The organism is Pseudomonas sp. RA_35y_Pfl2_P32, from assembly GCF_963970735.1.
Classification (GTDB): Bacteria; Pseudomonadota; Gammaproteobacteria; order Pseudomonadales; family Pseudomonadaceae; genus Aquipseudomonas.
The window spans coordinates 1-269 of the sequence record NZ_CAXAQF010000424.1 but is presented as its reverse complement, the minus strand read 5'-3'; the positions used below and the strand labels follow the sequence as shown (position 1 = coordinate 269).

At 55.4% G+C, this 269-nt stretch carries 1 pseudogene; it reads right to left on the bottom strand.

The annotated features are described in order from the left end of the window. A pseudogene (locus AACY45_RS29005) lies at positions 1-268 on the bottom strand (tetratricopeptide repeat protein); the annotation flags it as partial. Between the last annotated feature and the right edge of the window lies 1 nt (position 269).

Sequence of the window (269 nt, the reverse complement as noted above, 5' to 3'; positions counted from 1 at the left end):
GCTCGTAGAGGTCGAGCATCTTGCTGATATCTTTTTCAACACCAGGCTGTCCGGGCCAGCCCGTGCGATAGAGCCCCGCCAGGTTGTGCATCGCCTTCCAATGATCTTTAGCGATGGCTTTCTCGTAAAGCCCGACGATGCTTCGCCAGTTTTTAACCCCTCGAACTTTCTCGAGCGCGCGGGCCTGTTGAAACCAGCGTTCAGCCTCCGCATCCAGCGGTGGGTTATGGTCTTTTTCGTACGCACAGGTAAACGTGGGATAGGCCATA